The organism is Meiothermus sp. (assembly GCF_025056915.1).
GTDB lineage: Bacteria > Deinococcota > Deinococci > Deinococcales > Thermaceae > Meiothermus.
This window is the reverse complement of record NZ_JANWVH010000055.1, coordinates 1-20,717: the sequence shown is the minus strand read 5'-3', so window position 1 is coordinate 20,717 and position 20,717 is coordinate 1. Positions and strand designations below refer to the sequence as shown.

The following is a 20,717-nucleotide window of genomic DNA, read 5'->3' as shown; positions in this document are numbered from 1 at the left end:
GATGCTGAGCCCCTCGGCGGCGCTCAGGGTGGGTTTCTTGCTCTTCATCAGGGCCAGCACGCCCGCCACATGGGGCGCGGCCATCGAGGTGCCCGCCTTGCCCCCGTACTGCCCACTGCCCAGGGTGCTCACCACCTGCTGTCCGGAAGGTTCACCGCCGGGGGCCATCAGGTCAATGCGGGTGCCAAAGTTGGAATACGAGGCCCGGTTGCCTGCGGCGTTGGTCGCGCCCACCGTGATCACCCCGCTGCACCCGGCAGGGCTGAAGGTGCTGGCATCCACGTTGGAGTTGCCTGCCGCCACCACAATAATGGCACCGGCGTTATTCGCCTCGTTGATGGCCTGCTGGAGGGCCGGGGCATTGCTACAGGCTACGGGCCCACCCAGCGACATATTAATCACGCTGGCACGGTTCGTGTTGGCCGGAACGCCAGGCACACTCAGCCCTGCAGCCCATCTCAGCGCATCGGCCACATCGGCCAGGGTGCCGCTGCCGCCGCTCAAGGCCCGGACGGGCAGGATTTTTGCGCCCCAGGAGACCCCGGCCACCCCCAGGTTGTTGTTGGTGGCGGCCCCCACCGTGCCGGTGACGTGGTTGCCGTGAAAGTCGGTGCCGGGGGCGGTGTCCTCGGGGTTGGGGTCGCGCCCGTCGCCGTCGCCGGAGTCGGCTGCGTTGGAATAGAAGTCGTAACCGGGGAGCAGCTTGCCAGCGAGGTCGGGGTGGCCCGCTGCTATGCCCCCGTCAATCACCGCCACCGTAACCGGGTTGGAGCCGCCGGTTTCGATGTCCCAGGCGGTGGGCAGGTTGATGGCCTCGTAGTGCCAGCGCTGGTTGGGGTACCGGGGGTCGTTGGGGGTGGCCTGGGCAAAAAGGAGGTAGTTGGGGTGCGCGTACTCCACGTCGCTCCGGCTTTGCAGTGATTGCAACAAAGTGAGGGTGTCGGCGCGGTTCAGGCTGGCCCGGTAGAGATAGGTGCGCTCGGTGCCCAGCGGTCTGACCTGCTGAAGCTCCACGCCCGAAACCGAAAGGCGGCTCAGCGATTGCAGGCTGACCTGGGGCTTGAACTTCACGATGAGCTCGCCCTCCACAAAGGGCGCGGTGGGGTCGGCGTTTGAAATGGAGGTTTGCAGGGCGATGCGAACCGTTCCGCTGATGACCCCATTGCCCGGCGGGGGAGGGGAGGGGGGCTCGAGCACCGTGACCTGCACCGAGGCGCTCTTGGTGGTATCGGCCACGCTGCGGGCGGTGATGGTCGCCGTTCCGGCGGACTCTCCCCGCACCACCCCGTTGTTTACGGAGGCGATGCCGGGATTGCTGCTGCTCCAGTTAACGGCGGTGTTGCTGGTGCCGCTCACGCTGGCGGTGACAACCCTTTCCTGGCCAATATCCAGCGAAAAAGCGCTGCCTGGGCTCAGACTGATACTGATGTTGGGTGGCGGCGGAGGGGGCGGTTGGTTGGGGCACGCGGTGAGTACAAAGGCCAAAATGCCAAGCCAGAAGTAGCGGGTCATGTTCAAAGCATACCGGTCGCACTTGCAGAGGCCATGAAAACTGGCTAAAGGTGGCTTGCGGGTCGGTGGCGTTGGGTCAGGGGCCAGTACCCCAGGATGGCCAGGATGATGAGGGCTGCCCAGACCAGCAGGGCCGTGCTGTAGTTGCTCAGCCCCAGCACAATCCCCATCCCCCACTGGAGCAAAAATACCCCCATAAAACCCATAAAGTTGATGGCCGTAACGGCCCGCCCGGTCAGCTCGGTGGGGAAGGAGAGCCGGGCCTGGGCCAGGCTCAGAATGTTGAAGGCGCCGGTAAAGCCCATCAGCAGGTAGACCCCGTACAGAAGGGCCAGGGGCATCTGCGGCCACAAAGCCAGCAGCAGCGGCCCCAGCGTGAAGGCCGCGCCCGCCGCCAGCAACACCCTGGGCAGGCCTAACCGGTCGGCCAGCGGGCCGCAGAGCAAAAAGCCAAAAGCAGCCGCGAGGGAGAAGGTAAAGAGGAGACTGCCGACCTCGAGGCTCGCCATCCCCCGCACCTTGAACAAAAAGTCGCCGCCCCACAGGGTCTGCCAGGCCAGGAAACCGCCCCCCACCATAAAGTTGAGCCAGCCCATGCGCCAGAAGTTGGGGTGGCCCCAGATCACCCCCGCATGGCCCGCCTGGGTGCTTTTGGGGAGGGCCATGCCTTTGGGGGCGTTGCGAACCCCCAGCGCCACCACCAGGGCCACCAGCACAATCACCACGGCCCCGCCCTCGAATACCCCGCGCCAGCCAATCTGCTCCTTGAGCCAGGCCAGCGGCGAGGAGGCGGCAATGGCCCCCGAAGCCCCCAGGGCCACGTACAGGCTGCTCACACTGGCGTAGCGCGAGGCCGGAAACCAGAGCGAAAAGGCCTTCAAAGCCCCCATCAAGGCCGCCGCGAAGCCAATGCCCAGCAAGGCCCGCCCCACCGAGAGGGTGAGGAAGTCCTGGGCGCTGGCGAAGAGCAGTGCGCCTCCGGCCCCCAAAAGCATCAGGGCCGGGTGCACGAAGCGGGGGCCGAAGCGGTCCAGCAGCGCACCCAGCGGCAGCTGGGCCAGCGCGAAGGTCAGGTAAAACAGGCTGGTCATCAGCCCAAGCTGGGCCGAGGAAAGCCCCAAGTCCTGCCGCAGGTCGGGCGAGATGACCGCATTGACCGCACGAAAAAAGTAGGAAAGAAAGTAGGCCAGAAGCAGCACGGCGAAGATGCGGGCAGCAACAGAAGGCATGGTTCCCCTATCCTATCCTGTATGAAAGCGATGACCGCTTCGACCCTGTGGCTCGAGCTTCTGGGCGGCCTCCTGGTGGTGCTGGGGGTGCTTCTGGCTTGGCTGGCCTTCACCCTGGCCAACCAGACCATTGACCCCAACCTGGACAAAAACCTCATGCGCATCCGCATAGACTTTCCCGGCTTTTTGGAGGGGGTGGCCCGCCATCTTTCGGTGGCAGGTGCGTGGATGGCGGGGGTGGGGGCCGTGCTCTTCTTTGGGGCGGGTTACCTGGTGCTGGTTTTTCGGGTGGCCCTGGCCCTGGCTGCCTTGTTTGCCCTGGGGGTGTGGGCCTGGCTGGCGCTGGGGTAAGCCTAGCGCTTAAGGCTGACCAGCTCGATGACCACGCCCTCGCTCTGGCTCTTCACCAGCCCCACATTGGGGGCGTACCAGGAGGTGCTTTTCACGGTCAGGTTCATGGGGCTGCTGCGGCCCCCCATTTTCATGGTGCCACGGGAGGTCTGGGTACTCTCCACCTTGAGGGCCGTAAAGCGCCCGGCGGGTACGCTTACGCTCTCCTGGCCCACCACTTTGCTGGTGGTGATGATGCTTTGCTCGAGCTCGATGGTCTGGTTGCCCCGCTGGGCCACCCCGCTCACCTCGTAGCTGTAGCTCCAGCTACTCCCCACCCGCAGGTTCTGGGGCAGCAGCACCCCACTGGCCTTGCGGGTTTTGAACTTCATCTGCATGCTGCTCGGGCCGGACTGGGCAAACTCGGGTCGGGTGAGGCCCCTGGCGTCGCAGATCCAGCGGCTGTCGAAGCCGAAGCTGGGGAAGGTAAGGCGCTGGATGAAGCCGTTCGCTTTGACCTCCAGGGTCTGAATTGTGTAGGTGCTGTTGTCCAGGCTCGAGCGATAGCTCCAGACCCAGCCCTCGCGTACCGGGTAAAAGGGATGGTCACACTGGGCCCAGGCGGCTCCGCCCAGAGCCACCCCTATCACCACGCCGATAAGTCTTCGCATAGCAGGCTCCATGGTTGCAGCATAGCGGAGTAGGTGTTATTTGGGCGTTATGCTTGTTCAACCCACCTCCAACTGCATCTTCATCCAGGGGGCTGAGTTGTGGAAGTTGGCCACCGCACTGCCTGGCGGCACCAGCCTGTCGCAGGCTGCCCGAATATCCTCGGGCAGGGTCATGTCCAGCACCGGAAGCAGGTGCTCGAGCTGCTCCACGCTCCGGGGTCCCATGATGGGGGCGGTGATGCCCGGTTGATCTTTGACCCACAGGAGGGCCAGTTGGGCGGGGTCGTACCCGGCCTCCCGGGCCAGCTGCACAAAGCGGTTGCCTATCTGCACGGCCCTGGGCGAGACCCGCTCGGCGTAAATCCCCCCCCGCAGGCTGGCGCGCGAGCCCTCCGGACGAAGCTCGCCGTCGGCGTAGCGTCCGGCCAGCATCCCCATGGCCAGGGGCGACCAGGGCAGGATGGCCAGGTTGTAGGCCTGGGCCATGGGAATCAGCTCGTTCTCGATGCGCCGATCCAGCAGATTGTAGGGCGGCTGCTCCGAGACAAAGCGCACGTAGCCTTTCAGCTCGCTGACCAAAATGCCCTCCAGCACCTTCCAGGCCGGGGCCGTCGAGCTACCGATGTAGCGCACCTTGCCCTGGCGCACCAGGTCGGTCAGGGCCGAGAGCGTTTCATCAATGGGCATGTCGAAAACCGGGCGGTGAAGCTGGTAGAGGTCAATGTAATCGGTTTGCAGCCGCCGCAGCGAGTCTTCACAGGCCCGCAAGAGGTGGAGCCTCGAGTTTCCCCGGTCGTTGGGGCCGGGGCCGGTGGGGTAGTGGGCCTTGGTGGCAATGAGCACCTCATGGCGCCTGCCGGTTTCCTTGAGGGCTGCGCCAATCACCCGCTCAGCCTCGCCCTGGCGGTAGCTGTTGGAGGTATCAATCAGGTTGATGCCCGCGTCCAGCGCCCGCAGGATCATCTGCTTGGACTCGTTCTCGGGGGTGGGGTTCAGGATGTTGTCGGTTCCCAACGCCAGCGGCGCAACCTTCACGCCCGTGCGACCCAGATTGCGGTATTCCATAGATGGCTTCCTTCAGTCGTGTTAACAGAGGCTAGTACGAGCATTCCCCAGGGCAGCGTGTGATAACAAGGTTCACGTCTCGAGGCCCGGACTATCCACCGGCTTTGCAGATGCGCTCACCGGGCTGCAAACCCAGCATCAACCAGCACCAGGGAGCCGGTCATGTAGCTGGCCTTGCTCGAGGCCAGAAAGAGCACCACCTGGGCAATTTCCGCCGGGTCGGCCAGGCGGCCCATCGGCACGGTATCGGCCAGGCGTTGCAGGAGTTCGGGCGTGACGGGTTCCTTGCGTTCGGACTGGAGCATGGGGGTATTGACCTCACCGGGACAGACCGCGTTGATGCGAATGCCGTCCTTGGCGTGGTCGAGGGCCAGTGCGCGGGTGAGGTTGTGGACTGCGCCCTTGCTGGCACAGTAGGCCGCCACCCCGGCGGCCCCCAGGTCGCCCCAGATGGAGCCAAAGTTGACGATGGCCCCGCTACCCTGGGGCTTCATGGCCCGGATGGCCGCCCGGCACATGAAAAAGGTGCCGCTCACGTTCACCCCCATGATGCGGTTCCACTGCTCGTCGGTGGTGTGCTCGCCGCTGGCCCGCACGATGATGCCAGCGGCGTTGACCAGCACATCCAGCCGCCCGTACCGCCGTACCGTTTCTTCCACCACGGTATTGCAAAAGGCCGAGTCGCTCACATCGCCAACCTGTACCTCTGCCCCCAGTTCGGTTGCGACCAGGCGCGCTTGCGCCTCGTTGCGGTCTACAATCACCACCTGGGCCCCGGCTCTGGCAAACGCTCTGGCAGAAGCCTCTCCCATGCCTGAGGCACCGCCGGTCACTACCACCACCTGTCCCTGGAAATCCACAAGCGCTCCTTATCTGAACGAAAGCGATTGTATTGAGTGCAAAGAACCCAGGTCAAGAATCAGGAAGGGGCGTTGCTCTCTGGGCCGTCACTGGTATACTTCCCTGCGGAGCAAGGTATACCAAACGTCGGCTCGTTTTTCAGGAGGTCCAATGGTTCAAATCGCAGTGCCCAAAGAAACGGCCTCGGGCGAACGGCGGGTGGCACTCACGCCGGAGGTGGTGGGCCGTCTGATCAAGGAAGGCTGGGGGGTGCGCCTCGAGGCCGGCGCTGGGGCCGAGGCCTACTACACCGATCAGGCCTACCGAAACGCAGGGGCCGAGGTGTTGCCCCGCGAAGAGCTTTTCAAAGGCGCACAGGTGGTTTTTACCGTGCAGCCGCTGGAACGGCTGGATCTGGTGCAGCTTCAGCCCGGCACCATCGTGGCGGGCCTCATGTACCCGCATCGCAGCCCCGCACGGGTACAGGCCATGGCGACGGGCAAGCTCACCGCCCTGGCCATGGAGCTGGTGCCGCGCATTACCCGCGCCCAGAGCATGGATGTGCTTTCTTCCCAGGCCACCGTAGCGGGTTATGTGGCCGCCCTGATTGCCGCCCGCGAGAGCAGCCGCTTTTTTCCCATGCTGACCACAGCGGCGGGCACCATCCGCCCGGCCAGGGTCATGGTCATGGGGGTGGGGGTGGCCGGCTTGCAGGCCATTGCCACCGTGCGCCGCCTGGGGGCCAACGTCTGGGCCTACGACGTGCGTAAGGCGGCAGCGGAGCAGGCCCTGTCGCTGGGGGCCAAGGTCATCGAGCTGCCCATCAGCGCCGAGGGCGAGGGCGGCTATGCCCGCGAGCTGACCGAGGAAGAAAAGAAAATCCAGCACGAGGCCCTGGCCAAAGAGGTGGGCAGCATGGACGCCGTCATCACCACCGCCCAGATCCCGGGCCGCAACGCGCCCATCCTCATCACCAAAGACATGGTCGAGCGCATGAACCCCGGTGCGGTGGTGGTTGACCTGGCCGCCGAGTCGGGCGGCAACTGCGAGCTAACCCAGCCCGGCAAGACCGTGGAGGTGAACGGGGTCAAGGTGGTGGGGCCGTTGAACCTGCCCAGTGCGCTCTCGGTGCATGCCAGCGAGATGTACGCCAAAAACCTCTACAACCTCTCCAAGCTGCTCATCAAAGATGGTCAACTCGCCCCCGACTGGAGCGACGAGATTCTGGCCGGGGCGCTTCTGACCCACCAAGGCGAGATTACCCATGCGCCGACCAAGGCGCTGGTTGGAGGTGCCTGATGGACTCAACCTGGGCTGCGCTTTATATCTTTTTGTTGGCTGCTTTTACCGGTTACGAAGTGATTAGCCGGGTGCCGGTGATTCTGCACACCCCCTTGATGTCGGGCTCCAACTTCATTCACGGCATTGTGGTGGTGGGGGCGATGGTGGTCTTGGGCCATGCCGAGACGCCGCTCGAGCAGGCCATCGGCTTTTTTGGCGTGATTCTGGGGGCCGCCAATGCTGCGGGTGGCTACGCCGTGACCGAGCGGATGCTGGAAATGTTCGAGCGCAAGCCGAAAGGAGGTCAATAGCTCACACGCCGATAGCGGATGGCCCCCGGCGGGCTCTCCGGTTATCGCCCCATGCTATTTGTCGCTATGGAAAACTTTGTCGAGCTAATCTACTTCCTGACGGCGCTTTTGTTCATCCTGGGCCTGAAGCGCATGTCCTCGCCCAACACCGCCCGCAGTGGGGTGATCTGGGCCGGGATCGCCATGGTGGCGGCAACGCTGGTCACCTTCTTCCTGCCCAACCTGCACAACCAGGGCCTGATGATTGTGGCCATCGTCATCGGTACGGTGGTGGCCTGGATTGCGGCCAAGCGCGTGCAGATGACCGACATGCCCCAGATGGTCGCCATCTACAACGGCATGGGCGGGGGGGCTGCCGGAGCCATTGCGGCGGTGGAGCTTTTGCGGGGGGAGTTTGCTGAGGCTCTGGGGCTCAAGCTGCTGGCCATTCTGGGGGCCCTCATTGGCTCGGTTTCCTTCACCGGCAGCCTGATTGCCTTCGCCAAGCTACAGGGCCTGATGTCGAGCCGCCCCATTCAGTTTCCGGCGCAAAAGCTGGTCAATGCCGCGGTGGGGGTGGGGGCCATTTTGCTGGCCATATGGGTGCTTTTCAGTCAGTCCGGTTTACCCATTCTGGCCTTTTTCCTGCTGGCTTTGGGCTTTGGGGTGCTGATGACCCTCCCCATCGGCGGGGGGGATATGCCGGTGGTGATTTCGCTGTACAACGCCTTTACCGGTCTGGCGGTGGGCTTTGAAGGGTTTGCCATTGGAAATGCGGCCCTGATTGTGGCCGGTACCGTGGTGGGGGCGGCGGGTACGCTGCTCACGCTCCTGATGGCCAAAGCCATGAACCGCAGCCTGTGGAGCGTGCTGGTGGGCGGCTTTGGGGTCGAGCAGGAAGCGGGGGAGGTGAAGGGCAGCCTGAAGCCCATTGACCTGGAGGATGCTGCGGTGATGCTGGCCTATGCTTCCAAAGTGATTTTCGTGCCCGGTTACGGGATGGCGGTGGCCCAGGCCCAGCACAAGCTGCGCGAGGTGGCGGATGTGCTCGAGGCCAAGGGCATCGAGGTCAAGTACGCCATTCACCCGGTGGCTGGCCGCATGCCCGGCCACATGAACGTGCTCCTGGCCGAGGCGGGGGTGGCTTACGACAAGCTCTACGACCTCGAGGACATCAACCCCGAGTTCCCCCAGGCCGATGTGGCGGTGGTGATTGGGGCCAACGACGTGGTCAACCCCGCCGCCCACCGCAAAGGCTCCCCGCTCTACGGGATGCCCATTCTGGACGTGGACAAGGCCAAAAACGCCATCGTCATCAAGCGGGGCCAGGGCAAGGGGTTCGCCGGAGTGGAAAACGAGCTCTTCTTCGCCGACAACACCCGCATGCTCTACGGCGATGCCCAGAGCGTGCTGGGGCAGTTGGTGCAGTCGCTCAAGAAGCTTTAGGGCGCTCTTCACATATAATGAGCTATTCGAGTTCGAGAAAACCTGGTTCTGAACAGAACGGTGGCCGCCTGGAAACTCGAAAACATGCGTCTCGGCCCAGACGCATTCACGTTTTCGTGGGCGGCCACGTCTGTGAAGAGCGCGATAACCCAGCGGGACTTTTCCAGTTACCGGACAGGCGGGGGTGGTTTTCTGAATTTTGTGCTTTCCTAGGCGGCTTCTTGCAATTTGGTCTTGGGTTGACATAGGTAGTTCGGCTGATATAGACTTCGCACAGGAAGTTCTTCTAAAGGCAAGTTATATTGCGGCGTTGTAGCCTGGCTGGCTATGGAAGCACTTCCAATTGACTAGGAGGAAACATGAAGCGTAGAGAGTTTCTAAAAAAAGCAGGTGCAGGTTTGGCAACTGGCTTTTTGATGAGCCGGGGGTTGGTGCGTGCGCAGGGTCAGGCCACCCTGCGGGTTTCCCTGGGGGGTGGGGTGGGAGAGGGGCCCCGCTGGATGCGGGCCCGCCTGGCCGAGTTCACTCGCCGCACCGGTATTCGCGCCGAGGTCTTTGAGGCTCCCACCGATACTGATGCTCAGCTTGCCCTGTACCAACAGTACTGGGCGGGGCGCAGCCCGGATATTGATATCTACATGGTGGACGTAATTTGGCCTGGTATTATCGCGCCGCACGCCCTCGATCTCAAACAGCACTTCACCGAGGCCGAACTCAGAGAATACTTCCCTCGTATTGTGCAGAACAACACCATCCGGGGTAAACTCACCTCCATCCCCTTTTTCACCGACGCAGGGCTGCTCTACTACCGTACCGACCTTTTGCAGAAGTACGGCTACCGTAATCCGCCCCGCACCTGGGCCGAGCTTAGCCAGATGGCCCAGCGGGTGATGGACGAGGAGCGTAAGGCCGGCAACCGCGACTTCTTCGGCTTTGTCTTCCAGGGCAAACCCTACGAGGGCCTGACCTGCGATGCTCTGGAGTGGATTTACTCCTTTGGCGGCGGACGAATCGTTGAGTCGGATGGCAACATCAGCGTGAATAACGGCAAGGCTGCCTTGGCACTGAATACTGTGCGTCGCTTTGTAGGCACCATTGCCCCGCAGGGAGTTACCTCTTACGCCGAGGAGGAGGCCCGCAACGTTTGGCAGCAGGGAAATAGCCTCTTCATGCGCAATTGGCCCTATGCCTATGCCTTGGGCCAGGCCGATAACAGCCCCATCAAGGGCAAGTTCGGGGTGACTGTGTTGCCCAAAGGAGCGGGCGACGCTCCCAACGCTGCCACTCTGGGCGGTTGGCAACTCATGGTCTCGGCTTACAGCCGTTACCCCAAGGAAGCGGCCGACCTAGTACGCTTCCTGACCTCTGCCGAAAGCCAGAAAGACTTTGCTCTGAACCTTTCCTGGCTGCCCACCCGTCCGGCCCTCTATAACGACCGAGATATTCTAGCCAAGACCCCTTGGTTCAAAGACTTGCTGCCTGTCTTCCAGAACGCGGTATCGAGACCCTCGGACGTAGCTGGTGCCCGCTACAACCAGGCTTCTGAGGCCATTTGGACGGAAGTGCATAGTGTACTTACCGGCCGTAAGACTGGCGAAGCCGCGGTGCGCGACCTTGATGCCCGCCTACGCCGTATCCTGCGCTAGTAGACTACTCTCCCCGGGGGGGACTGGGCTCCCCGGGTTTGCTCTAAACGGGAGAATCATGCTCATTCAAAGGCAGGTTCGACTGGCCTGGCTGCTGGTTTTACCCACTCTTTTGGTGGTGGTCTTCGTAGCCGGCTACCCGCTGGCCCAGGTCTTCTACTGGTCTTTTTTCAAGGCCGACATTGCTCTCGTAGACCCTCCGGAGCTGGTAGGTTTTGAGAACTACCTTTTTTTGCTCCGCGACCCTGACTTCCGCGAGGCCTTGTGGAACACCGTGAAGTTCACCATCTTCTCGGTGAGTATTGAGACCGTGTTGGGCCTGGCCATCGCCCTCATCATCCATTCCAACTTTAAGGGTCGGGGCCTAGTGCGTACCGCCATCCTCATCCCCTGGGCCATTCCTACCGTGGTTTCGGCCAAGATGTGGCAGTGGATGCTCAACGACGTCTACGGGGTGATTAACGTCATCGGCGTTAAGCTTGGCATCCTCTCGCAGAAGGTGGCCTTCCTGGCCCGCCCAGAGCTCATGCTGCCGGCCATTATTGCGGTGGACGTGTGGAAGACCACCCCCTTTATGGCCTTGCTGCTCCTGGCCGGTCTCCAGCTCATCCCCGACGAACTCTATGAAGCCGCCAGCATTGATGGGGCTACCCGCTGGCAGCAGTTCTGGACAATAACCCTTCCCCTGCTCACCCCAGCCTTGCTGGTTGCTCTTATTTTTCGTACCCTAGACGCCTTGCGGGTTTTCGACGTGATCTACGTGATGACTGGGGTCAACTCGGCTACCCGCACCCTGGCGATCTACAACCGGCAGAACCTGATAGATTTCCAGGATCTGGGTTACGGCTCGGCCATCAGTGTAGCTATCCTCATCATCACCTTTGTCTTTGTGATTCTTTACATGCGCAGCATCGGGAGGGAGGCCCTTAGATGAAGCGCACCCTGTTCTGGCTCAACCGGGGGCTCTTCTACTTCCTGGTGGTCTTCGTGGTGGTCTACAGTGTCTTTCCTTTTTACTGGGCGGTCATCTCGAGCTTCAAACCCTCCAGCGGGCTTTTCTCCCCTGACCCGAGCTTCCTGCCAATTCCTTTTACCCTTGAGCAGTACCGCAACGTCTTCGTGGGCACCGCCTTTGGCCGCAACCTGCTGAACTCCCTTATTGTGGCGGGGGGGGCCACCCTGCTCTCGCTGGTGCTGGGGGTGCTGGCGGCCTACGCCCTGGGTCGGCTGCGCTTTCCCCCGAAAAACGCGGTGCTCTACATCGTGCTCTCCATGACCATGTTTCCCCAGATTGCCGTGCTGGGGGGCTTCTTTGTGCTGCTGCGGCAGGTGGGCCTCTTCAACACCCACGCCGGGCTGATTCTGAGCTACATGCTTTTCACCCTGCCCTTCACGGTCTGGGTGTTGGTGGGCTACTTCCGGGGGTTACCGCGGGAGCTCGAGGAGGCGGCCTACGTGGACGGGGCCACTCCGGTGCAGACCCTCCTTCGGGTGATGCTCCCGCTCACCGGGCCCGGCCTGGTGACTACTGGGCTTCTGGCCTTCATTGCGGCTTGGAACGAATTTCTCTTTGCCCTTACGTTTACCGTGAGCGACGTGGTGCGCACAGTGCCCCCGGCCATCGCCTTCTTTGGTGGGGCCACCCCCTACGAGATTCCCTGGGGTTCCATCATGGCCGCCTCGGTGGTGGTGACGGTGCCGCTGGTGATTTTGGTGCTGGTCTTCCAGCAACGAATAGTGGCGGGCTTGACCGCAGGCGCAGTAAAGGGCTAGGGTTGCATGGCGATTTTGGCGGGGTGGACGGGATTCCGCCGACCGCGCAGGGGTTGCGTTGTGGAGGTGGGGCTTGAACGAGCTACTGGACTGGGACATCCCTTTTGACCGACTGGAGGGCCTGTCCCTGGCGGATGTCGGGGTGCAGGCGGTGGAGAAGGAGGGGGTGCGGGCCTGGCGGCTCCTTTTCACCCAAAGGCCGCGCGACCGGGCCAAGGTGGGGCTGGCGGTGCAGGGGGCAAGGCCGTTACCCCTGGAGGAAGCCCAGGGGGTTTACCGGGCCGAGGGGCTTCCACCCTTGGCGCTGGGTGAGGGGAGGGTGCGCCTGGGGGGCCTCGAGCTCACCTTATGGGGCCTTCCCCACCTCGAGGCCCTGCCCCTCCTGCAGCTTCTTTCCGACGGGGTGCCCTACCCGCTTCTAGCGCTGCGCTTCGCCCTGGGGGCAGCCCATTACTACGGCTTGGGCGAGCGAACCGGAGGGTTGGAGCGGCGGAGCCGGCGCTTTTGGAACTTCACCGCCGACCAGCCCCCCCGCCCCGGCTACGACCCGCTCTACCAGGCCAGCCCCTTTCTGCTACGGCTGGAGGAGGGGCGGGCCCTGGGCCTCCTGCTGGACGAGAGCCACCCGAGCCTCTTTGACCTGGGCCACGCCCACCCCGCCGAGGGCCGTATCGCCGTAGCGGGGCCGCATCTCGACCTCTACCTTTGGGAGGGAAGCCCCTTGGAGGTGGTGCGGGGCCTGACCCTGCTCACCGGCCGGCCCGCCATGCCCCCCTTGTGGGCCCTGGGCTACCACCAGTGCCGCTACAGCTATGCCGACAGCCAGGCGGTGCGGGAGGTAGTGGAGGAGTTCAAGGCCCACGACCTGCCCCTGGAGGCGGTCTGGCTGGATATCCACTACATGGAGGGGTACAAGGTCTTCACCCTCAGCCCGCACCGCTTCCCCGATTTCCGGGCCCTCTCGGACGAGCTAGCCGGGGAGGGTGTGCGTCTAGTGCCCATCGTAGACCCAGGGGTGAAGGTGGAGGAGGGCTACCGGGTCTTTGAAGAGGGGAAGCAGCGGGGGGTTTTCATTCTGGACGACCGGGACGAGCTCTTGGTGGGCGGGGTCTGGCCGAGGCGGGCAGTTTGGCCCGACTTTAGCCGGGAGGAGGCCCGGGCCTTTTGGGCCGAGGAGGTGCGAACCTTCGCCGAGAAAAACGGCTTTGCCGGAATCTGGAACGACATGAACGAGCCGGCGGTGCTGGAGCTTGGGGGTGCCGAGCCAACCGACAAGGCCCTACCCCTCACCGCCCGCCAGGGGGGGAAGAGCCACCTCGAGGCCCGCAACCTCTACGCCCTGGGTATGGCCGAGGCCACCCACCGGGGCCTGGCCGCCTTGGGCCGCCGCCCCTTTATCCTCACCCGCAGCGGCTTCCCCGGCATCCAGCGCTACGCCTTTGTCTGGACGGGGGACAACGAAAGCCGCTACGAGGACATGGCCCTCTCGGTTCCCCTGCTCCTCTCGCTGGGGCTTTCAGGGGTGCCCTTCGCCGGGACGGATGTGGGTGGGTTTGGCCTGGACACTGAGCCCGAGCTCCTTCTGCGCTGGACCTGGCTCGGGGCGCTTTACCCCTTTTTCCGCAACCACAGCGCCCTGGGCACCCGCCGCCAGGAGCCCTACGCCTTCGGTGAGCCGTGGATCTTCAGGATGCGCGAGGCCTTGCGCTTCCGCTACCGGCTCCTTCCTTACCTCTATTCCCTGGCCCGGGCGGCCCACGAGGAGGGCCTGCCGCTTTGGCGCCCCCTTTTTGCCTACTGGCCGGAGGAAGCGAGGGCCCGGCGCGACGACGAGTTCCTGTTGGGGGAAGCCCTGTTGGCGGCACCGGTGCTGTGGCAGGGGGCCCGTGCGCGCGAGGTTTACCTGCCGCCAGGGGGCTGGCAGGACTTCTGGGAGGGCACCCTCTGGGAGGGCCCCCGGCGGCTCGAGGTGGAGGCACCTTTGGAGCGGCTGCCCCTCTTTCAACGGGCGGGCACTGCCCTGCCCCTCACCGAGCCCCACGCCCCCACCCGTTCGGCCCGCTGGGCCCATCTCGAATTTAGAGTGGCCCTGGGGCGGGAAATCCGGGGGCGGGTCTATGAGGACGAGGGGGAAGGGGAGGCCCCGGGAGCCTGGAGCGAGCTTCTAGGTAGCTTTGACGGCCGGCGGCTCGAGCTGCGCTTTCTGGATCGCGCGAGCCACCCCCGCGAAGCGGTCTTCGCCCAGGTGTGGGGGGTAGCCCCGCCGGCCCGTGGGGTGGGTTTGGCCTACCAGGACGGGGTGCTGCGCCTGGATTTGCGCTCGGGGGAAGCCTGGGCCGAGTGGGACGGGTAGCGGGCTGGCAAAACTGCGCGGGGTGGCTATGATGGGCAGGTATGACTGCCCAAGAAGCGTACCAGTGGCTTTTGGAACACAGCCGAGAGACGGCCTATCTGGCCTCCTTTAGCAAGCTGGCGGGCTGGGATCAGGCGGCCTGCACCCCCAAGAAGGGCCACCCCCACCGGGCCATGATGCAGGCCACGCTGGCCAAGCTGTTGCACCAGCGGGCCACCGACCCCCGGATTGGCGAGATGCTGGCTGTGGTGGAGGGCTCGAGCTGGCTGGGAGCGCCCACTTCCGTAGAAGCCGTGAACGTGCGGGAGTGGCGGCGGGCCTACGACCTTCACACCAGAATTCCCGAGCGGTTGGCGGTCGAGCTGGCCCAGGCCACCAGCGAGGGCGAGGCGGTCTGGCAGGAAGCCCGCCCCAAAAACGACTGGCCAGGCTTCAAGCCGGTGCTCAAGAAGATTTTTGCCCTGACCCGCGAAGCTGCCGACGCCATTGGCTACCGGGAAGAACCCTACGATGCCTTGCTCGATCAGTACGAGCCGGGGGCCACAGCCCGGCAGGTGGAGGCTATCTTTGGGCCGTTGCGGGAGGCCACCCTCAAGCTGCTCGGGCGCATCCAGGGCAGCCCGCGCAGGCCCGATACCACCCTCCTTCGCCGCCACTTTCCCCAGGCCGCCCAGGAGGCTTTTGGCAAGGAGGTCATTTCCAAAATTGGTTTTGACCTCGAGGCCGGGCGGCTCGATGTGGTGGCCCACCCCTTCATGCAGGGGATTGGCCCCGGCGATGTGCGCCTCACCACCCGCTACTTTGAGAACTACTTCAACGCGGGGTTTTTTGGCATCGTGCACGAGATGGGGCATGGGTTGTACGGGCAGGGCTTGCTGGCCGAACATTTTGGGACCCCCATGGGCAGCGAAATTTCGCTGGGCATCCACGAGTCGCAAAGCCGTACCTGGGAGAACCTGGTAGGGCGTAGCCTGGGCTTCTGGCGCTACTTCTGGCCCCGGGCCCAGGCACACTTTGCCTCGCTTCGCGACGTACGCCTGGAAGACTTTCATTTTGCCATCAATGCGGTGGAGCCCAGCCTGATCCGGGTCGAGGCCGATGAAGTGACCTATAACCTGCACATTCTGATTCGCTTTGAACTCGAGCTGGCCCTGCTGCGGGGCGAGCTGAGCCTGGATGACGCCCCCGAGGCCTGGGATGCCCGGTACCAGGCGTATCTGGGGGTGCGTTCGCCCGAAATCCGGGATGGGCTGATGCAGGATGTGCACTGGGCCGCAGGTCTAATCGGCTATTTTCCCACCTATTCGCTGGGCAACCTCTACGGAGCGCAGCTGTTCGCGCAGGCCGAAAAGGACCTGGGGCCGCTCGAGGCCCAGTTTGAGCGGGGCGAGTTTGCGCCCTTGCTGAACTGGACCCGCGAAAAGATTCACCACCAGGGGAGCCGGTACTGGCCCCGCGAGCTTCTTCGGCAGGTGACCGGGGAGGACCTTAACCCAGCCTATCTGGTGAACTACCTCAACCGCAAGTTTGGCTGGCTGTACGGGCTGTGACGCCAACTCTCGCGCTCTTCACAGACGTGACCGCCCACGAAAACGAGAAGGGACAAAGAGACGTGCCTCACCGACGTGAGGCACGCTTGTCTGCGTTGCTACTGGGCCAAGACGCATGTATTCGAGTTTCCAGGCGGCCACTGTTCTGTTCAGAACCAGGCTTTCTCAAACTCGAATGTTATGTGAAGAGCGTTCTAAAGCGCTTTGGGCTCAGCAAGGGTCTGGGCCGCAACCCGGTGCACAACTGCCCTGAACTGGCCCCAGTCGGCCCAGGTGGCCTTCAGTTCAGGGGAGAAATCGGGGGGTAGGCCCTCGAGTTTCTCGGCAATGGCCAGCAGACCGGTGGCGGCCACCTCCTGAAAATCGCTGATTTGCTCGAGGTGATCCTGAGGCTTCGGGTGGCCGCCTGATGCCAGCAGGAAAACGTAGCTGTGAAAGAGGCGGCCCTCGTTGTGCAGGTAGGTGATGTGGGCCAGGTAGCGCAGAACCTGCGCGGTTTGCCCTGTTTCTTCCCAGCTTTCGCGCTCGAGGGCCTCCAAGACCGATTCACCGGGCAGGATGCCTCCGGTGGGCAAGCGATACACCCCTGCGGGGTAGAAGGGCTTGGTCATGGTGAGGTACAGGCCGGTGGGCTGCTGATATACCAGACATACCTCGGCAATGCGGGTTCTGGCGACGGCCAGGTAAGAATTGGGGCCCAGGCTGCGGGTGATCTCGAGGGGCTTTCCAAAGCGCACAGCCAGTTCTTGGAGCTCCTGGTGCATATAAAAAAACTACCACAATCCCAAAGGGCGGTTTTGCTCTGTTGCTTACGGGTCTTGAGATTTGGTTTGGCCCCCAGGGGCTGTGGTCCATCCCCTTCGGCCACACCGGTTTTGTGTAACGCCTTATATGAACCATAAACGCCAGGGGCGAGTGCTACCTTGAAAGGGATGCACTGGCGTTCGGGTAAATGGCTTATCGTACTCAGTGGATTCATTATTGTTCTGAGTTTGCTGGACACGGCCACCAAGGTTGAGAGTGTTTGGTATTTCCCAGAGCTGGCCGTGATGTTGTTGAGCCTGCTTGCTATTGGCTCCCTGGCCCTCGAGCGCCAGAAGCACCAGCGAAGTGAGAACCGATTTCGGGCCCTGGTCGAGACCTCGCCCGATGGAATCATCGAAGTGGACGATAGCGGAACCATTTTGTATTGCAACGCCAGCTATCTGCGGCTGGTGGGGGCAACCCAGCCCGACCAGGTGATAGGGCAAAAGGTAACGCGGTTTCTGGACCCCGACTTCCATCCAATGCTCACCCGGCGTATCCAAACCCTGAGCCAGCTGGGTCAGGTGCCTTTCCTGGAGCAAAGGTATGTTCGCCTTGACGGTACGGTGGTTCCTGTGGAGGTGGGTGCTGCCCGTACCTCGGTTAACCCCATCAAGCTCATGGCCATTGTGCGCGATATCAGCCGTCACAAGCGGGCCGAGGAGGCTCTACGGGCCTCCGAAGCGCGCTTTCGGGCGCTGGTTCAAAATAGCTTTGACGTGACCTTGATTGTCAATGTTTCGGGCGAAGTTCTGTATGCCAGCCCCAACTCTTCCAGGCTACGGGTTAGGTCAGCGATTCGCGGAGGGAGGCCTAACATTTTTGATCACGTGCTACCCGAAGACCGGGTGCGCCTGGAACACCTCTTGGAACGATTGCTGGCCAGGCCCAAAGAGGTTGTTCAAACCGAGGTGTGTGTACCCCTCGAGCACGGTGGAACGGGCTGGTTTGAAATCTGGGGCCAGAACCAACTGGCCGATGCGGCGGTGGGCGGAATTGTGCTGAACATCCGGGACATCAGCGAACGAAAAGCCTACCAGTCCACCATCGAACACCTGGCCTACCACGACCCGCTTACCGGCCTGCCCAACCGCCGGATGCTGCGCGAGCAAGCCGATCAGTTCCTGGCCCAGTCGCAGCGGGCGGGTCGGGAAGCGACCCTGATCTACCTCGACCTCGATCGCTTCAAGGAAGTCAACGATACCCTGGGCCACGAAGCGGGCGATGAGCTATTGGTGCAGGTGGCCCGGCGCATCCAGCACTGCGTGCGCTCGGGGGATTTGCTGGCGCGGCTGGGCGGAGATGAGTTCGCCATCCTGCTGGGCGAAACCACCATCGAGGGGGCAACCGATGCGGCCCGGCGGGTGCTGGGTGTGTTACAGCAGCCCTTTACGGTTGCCGATACCACCTTGCGGATTGGGGCCAGCCTGGGGCTGGGGGTCTATCCTCGGGATGGGCAAAACCTCGACGACCTGATGCGGGTGGCCGATATTGCCATGTACCGAGCCAAAGAGCACGGAACCGGTCTGATGTTCTACAGCCCCGAGCTCGACCGCTACAGCCGCGAGCGCCTCAAACTAATCCAGGACTTGCGAGAGGCTTTAGCCGCAGGTCAGATTGGCCTCGAGTACCAGCCGATTCTGGACACCCATCACAGGCGCTGGATCAAAGTAGAAGCCCTGGCCCGCTGGAACCACCCCAGCCGGGGCCCCATCGCCCCTGCTACTTTTATCCCACTCGCCGAGGAAACGGGCCTGATCCGCGATCTGGATCACCTGGTTTTGAACAAGGCCTGCTGCGAGGCCAGCCCTCTGGGCTGGTCTGTGGCCGTCAACATTTCGCCGCGCACCCTGTACGACTCGAGCTTTGCGGAGGTGGTGGCGGCAGCGCTGGAACAAAGTGGACTGGAACCAGAAAAACTGCACCTGGAAATCACCGAGACGGCCCTGATACAGAACCTGCCCAGAGCCGTTCAGCACCTGAGCGCCCTGCGAAAGCTGGGGGTGCGGATTGCCCTGGACGACTTTGGCGTGGGCCATACCTCGATGAGCTATCTCAAAGACCTGCCCATTGACCTGCTTAAAATTGACCGCAGCTTTATCAGCGGTATTGGCCGGGACACCCGGGAAGAGGCCATTCTGCGAACCATTCTTTTGCTGGGGGAAGGTCTGGGCCTGCGCACGGTGGCTGAAGGGGTTGAGACCCCCGAACAGATCGCCTGGTTGCGGGCTCGAGGTTGCCACCTGCTGCAGGGCTTTGGGATTGCCCGTCCGCAGCCCAAAGAAAGCATTATTAACGCCATGGAGCCGGTGTTGCTTGCGGAGGAGATTGGCCTCTAGTCCCCCCTGGGCATAGCTTGGACCGGCGCACCCCCGATTGAGCGATTGCTCAGGGGGCAACCCCCTTTGGGTGAAAACAAGATTCATTTCTCCCGAGGTCTATCTTTTGGTAAAAAGGCATCGGTATCCATTCTCTGGAACCGAATGACCACGTTTTGGAAGGCATTTGAAAGGTGCGAAGCGCTCCTGCGGGGTATGAATGCCTGGATTACCGTAACGGCCCTGCTGCCTGTTTAGGGAGCTAAACCAGGGCCATCCTGTGTTTGATTGGGCGGCTTCAACTTACAGAACCACTACCTGTCCTGTGCTAAGGTAAGTGCTCGGTATGGTGGAGCGGATATTTCTGGCCAAACCCAGGGGTTTTTGCGCCGGGGTGGTGATGGCCATCGAGGCGGTGGAGAAAGCGGCTCGAGAATTGCGTGATGAGGGCGAGCTGGTGGTCTACCATGCCATCGTCCACAACGATGTGGTCGTGAAACGCCTGGAAGAACAGCACAGGGTTCACTTTGTCGAAGATCTGGCTGAAGTGGAGCAACTTCGCACGGAGCTGGCCAAGGTGGGCCGGAAGCTGAACGAAACGGTGGTCTTCTCGGCGCATGGAATCCCACCCTGGTTGAGAACCGAGGCGGCAAAGCGCAACCTGCACCAGATTGATGCCACCTGCCCCCTGGTTACCAAGGTTCATAGCGAGGCCAAGCGCTATGCCGGGGAGGGCTACACCATACTGCTAATCGGCGACTCCGCCGACCACCAGGAGATTAAGGGCACCCGGGGCGAGGCTCCGGAGCACACCATCCTGGTTGCTGTCCATACCCACGTGGGCCGCGACCCCCGCCTGGCCGACCCCCACACGGTTGAGGTGCCCAACCCCGAAAAGGTGGTGGTACTGACCCAGACCACCCTTTCGGTGGACGATACCCTGGCCACCATAGATATCCTCAAGCGGCGCTTCCCTAAGCTGGTGGTTCCCAGCCGCCACGACCTTTGCTATGCCACCAAGAACCGTCAGGACGCCGTCAAGCAGATTGCCCCCCAGGTGGACATGTTTTTGGTGCTGACCAGCCAGGCCTCCTCCAACGGGATGCGCCTGCTGGAGCTGGCCCAGAGCCTGGTGGGCCGGGCCGAGCGCATCAATACCGTGCAGGACATTCAGCCGGGGTGGCTTCAGGGGGTGCGCTCTTTGGGCATCACCTCGGCAGCCTCGACCCCGGACGACCTGGTGCAAGAGGTGGTGGCCTATTTCCGCCAGCAGAACCCCAGCTTGGAAGTGATTGAAGAAGGCGAGTGGGAGGATATTGAATTCCGTGAGCCAAAACGGGTGTCGCCGGAGGAGGTGCTAACTTGAGGGAGACTTGATGACGCGGTAGATTCCCCGGCCCATGAACTCCAAAACACCCAAATCCCGAAGACGCTGCAACTGCTGGCGTATTTTTGCCTCAGGGTGCTTGTTTCTTGGATAGTGCCTCTTGGCCAGGGGTAGCAACGCTTTGTAGGCCTGTTCCAGGGTGAATTCTGCTGGCACGAACTCGAGGCCAGCTACAGCCAGCTCAAGCCACCCACCGAAGACTCCGCGAACCAAGTCTTTAGG

General features: G+C 62.8%; 18 protein-coding genes. 11 read left to right on the top strand and 7 right to left on the bottom strand.

Going from position 1 to position 20,717, the window contains the following annotated elements:
• Positions 1-1,512, bottom strand: a 1,512-nt coding sequence (locus tag NZN28_RS09760) for a S8 family serine peptidase (protein ID WP_295397698.1), incomplete at its 3' end; no start/stop codon positions are given.
• 44 nt (positions 1,513-1,556) lie between these two features.
• Positions 1,557-2,741 (bottom strand): nitrate/nitrite transporter, encoded by a 1,185-nt coding sequence (locus tag NZN28_RS09755; RefSeq protein WP_295397696.1) that lies wholly within the window; start codon positions 2,739-2,741, stop codon positions 1,557-1,559.
• Positions 2,742-2,762: 21 nt separating this feature from the next.
• On the opposite strand from NZN28_RS09755, the gene NZN28_RS09750 reads away from it, so the two are divergent.
• Positions 2,763-3,092, top strand: coding sequence for a hypothetical protein (locus tag NZN28_RS09750; protein WP_295397694.1), 330 nt, complete (start codon positions 2,763-2,765; stop codon positions 3,090-3,092).
• 2 nt (positions 3,093-3,094) lie between these two features.
• On the opposite strand, the gene NZN28_RS09745 is transcribed toward NZN28_RS09750, so the two are convergent.
• The 3 genes from NZN28_RS09745 to NZN28_RS09735 form a co-directional block, all read right to left on the bottom strand.
• Positions 3,095-3,742 (bottom strand): hypothetical protein, encoded by a 648-nt coding sequence (locus tag NZN28_RS09745; protein ID WP_295397692.1) that lies wholly within the window; start codon positions 3,740-3,742, stop codon positions 3,095-3,097.
• 57 nt (positions 3,743-3,799) lie between these two features.
• Positions 3,800-4,807, bottom strand: a complete 1,008-nt coding sequence (locus NZN28_RS09740; protein ID WP_295397690.1) for an aldo/keto reductase — start codon at positions 4,805-4,807, stop codon at positions 3,800-3,802.
• Positions 4,808-4,923: 116 nt separating this feature from the next.
• Positions 4,924-5,667: an SDR family NAD(P)-dependent oxidoreductase gene (locus NZN28_RS09735; protein WP_295397688.1), complete on the bottom strand. Its 744-nt coding sequence runs from the start codon at positions 5,665-5,667 to the stop codon at positions 4,924-4,926.
• A gap of 151 nt (positions 5,668-5,818) precedes the next feature.
• Between NZN28_RS09735 and NZN28_RS09730 the strand changes: the two genes are divergently transcribed.
• From NZN28_RS09730 to NZN28_RS09695, 8 genes are all read left to right on the top strand, one after another.
• A complete protein-coding gene (locus NZN28_RS09730) occupies positions 5,819-6,946 on the top strand; it encodes a Re/Si-specific NAD(P)(+) transhydrogenase subunit alpha (protein ID WP_295397685.1) in 1,128 nt (375 codons plus the stop codon).
• On the top strand, positions 6,946-7,239 hold the full coding sequence (locus NZN28_RS09725; protein ID WP_013014151.1) for an NAD(P) transhydrogenase subunit alpha: 294 nt from the start codon (positions 6,946-6,948) through the stop codon (positions 7,237-7,239). The genes NZN28_RS09730 and NZN28_RS09725 overlap by 1 nt, the downstream gene beginning before the upstream one ends.
• A gap of 66 nt (positions 7,240-7,305) precedes the next feature.
• On the top strand, positions 7,306-8,664 hold the full coding sequence (locus NZN28_RS09720; RefSeq protein ID WP_295397680.1) for an NAD(P)(+) transhydrogenase (Re/Si-specific) subunit beta: 1,359 nt from the start codon (positions 7,306-7,308) through the stop codon (positions 8,662-8,664).
• 359 nt (positions 8,665-9,023) lie between these two features.
• The gene (locus NZN28_RS09715; protein ID WP_295397679.1) at positions 9,024-10,310 is read left to right on the top strand and encodes an ABC transporter substrate-binding protein; all 1,287 of its coding nucleotides are present in this window, start codon (positions 9,024-9,026) and stop codon (positions 10,308-10,310) included.
• 58 nt (positions 10,311-10,368) lie between these two features.
• Positions 10,369-11,244: a carbohydrate ABC transporter permease gene (locus NZN28_RS09710; protein WP_295397676.1), complete on the top strand. Its 876-nt coding sequence runs from the start codon at positions 10,369-10,371 to the stop codon at positions 11,242-11,244.
• Positions 11,241-12,083, top strand: a complete 843-nt coding sequence (locus tag NZN28_RS09705; protein WP_295397675.1) for a carbohydrate ABC transporter permease — start codon at positions 11,241-11,243, stop codon at positions 12,081-12,083. The genes NZN28_RS09710 and NZN28_RS09705 overlap by 4 nt, the downstream gene beginning before the upstream one ends.
• A 73-nt stretch (positions 12,084-12,156) precedes the next feature.
• On the top strand, positions 12,157-14,436 hold the full coding sequence (locus NZN28_RS09700) for a glycoside hydrolase family 31 protein (protein WP_295397673.1): 2,280 nt from the start codon (positions 12,157-12,159) through the stop codon (positions 14,434-14,436).
• Positions 14,437-14,477: 41 nt separating this feature from the next.
• Positions 14,478-15,986 carry a carboxypeptidase M32 gene (locus NZN28_RS09695; protein ID WP_295397671.1) on the top strand — a complete coding sequence of 503 codons (1,509 nt, stop codon included), beginning with the start codon at positions 14,478-14,480 and terminating at the stop codon, positions 15,984-15,986.
• Between the two features lie 194 nt (positions 15,987-16,180).
• Here the strand turns inward: NZN28_RS09695 and NZN28_RS09690 are convergent, their stop codons facing one another.
• Positions 16,181-16,750 carry an NUDIX hydrolase gene (locus tag NZN28_RS09690; RefSeq protein WP_295397669.1) on the bottom strand — a complete coding sequence of 190 codons (570 nt, stop codon included), beginning with the start codon at positions 16,748-16,750 and terminating at the stop codon, positions 16,181-16,183.
• 285 nt (positions 16,751-17,035) lie between these two features.
• Here NZN28_RS09690 and NZN28_RS09685 point away from each other — a divergent pair, with 285 nt between their 5' ends.
• Positions 17,036-19,129: an EAL domain-containing protein gene (locus tag NZN28_RS09685; RefSeq protein ID WP_295397668.1), complete on the top strand. Its 2,094-nt coding sequence runs from the start codon at positions 17,036-17,038 to the stop codon at positions 19,127-19,129.
• 325 nt (positions 19,130-19,454) lie between these two features.
• Positions 19,455-20,474: a 4-hydroxy-3-methylbut-2-enyl diphosphate reductase gene (ispH, locus tag NZN28_RS09680; protein ID WP_295397666.1), complete on the top strand. Its 1,020-nt coding sequence runs from the start codon at positions 19,455-19,457 to the stop codon at positions 20,472-20,474.
• Here ispH and NZN28_RS09675 read toward each other — a convergent pair.
• Positions 20,466-20,717: hypothetical protein (locus tag NZN28_RS09675; protein ID WP_295397664.1), on the bottom strand; the 252-nt coding region annotated here is incomplete at its 5' end. The genes ispH and NZN28_RS09675 overlap by 9 nt on opposite strands.